1 protein-coding gene is annotated in these 565 nt (G+C 66.0%); it reads right to left on the bottom strand.

What is annotated here, in order from left to right; all coding sequences use genetic code 11:
* A partial coding sequence (locus tag CCN33_RS09565; protein ID WP_107483919.1) for an HAD-IB family hydrolase occupies nt 1-459 on the bottom strand: 459 nt, incomplete at its 3' end.
* Between the last annotated feature and the right edge of the window lie 106 nt (nt 460-565).

Genomic DNA, 565 nt, shown 5'->3' with positions numbered 1-565 from the left:
GTCCTCGCCGACCACCAGCCGGGTGGCCACCACCCGGTCGGCGCCGAGCAGCTCGCCGATCGGCTCCACGACCTCCGCGCCGGACGTCGACACGATCACGACGTCCCGGCCCGCCGTGTGGTGCTCCTCGATCAGCGAGGCGGCCTCGTCGTAGATGATCGGGTCGATCAGGTCGTGCAGGGTCTCGGCCACGATCTCCTTGACCTGGCGCACGTTCCAGCCCCGGCAGAGGGCGGAGAGGTACTCCCGCATGCGCTCCATCTGGTCATGGTCCAAACCGCCGGCCAGGAAGACGAACTGGGCATAGGCGGTGCGCAAGGCCGCTCTGCGGTTGATCAGTCCGCCTTGGTAGAAGGACTTGCTGAAGGTGAGCGTGCTGGACTTCGCAATGACCGTCTTGTCCAGGTCGAAGAAGGCCGCTGCGCGAGGCAAGGAGTGGTTTTCCACGTCCCTGAGCATAGGCGCCCACCATTCGGCGTAAGGTGGGGCGTGTGGGTTTGCCTGAGAGGCCTCTCGGGTACACCATGGAAGTCACGGATCGTTCGCGACCGTGCTAACCCCGGCC

This window comes from Streptomyces recifensis (assembly GCF_002154615.1).
In the GTDB taxonomy this organism is placed as follows: Bacteria; Actinomycetota; Actinomycetes; order Streptomycetales; family Streptomycetaceae; genus Streptomyces; species Streptomyces griseoluteus.
The sequence above is the reverse complement of the archived record's forward strand: the minus strand, read 5'-3'. Positions and strand labels throughout refer to the sequence as shown.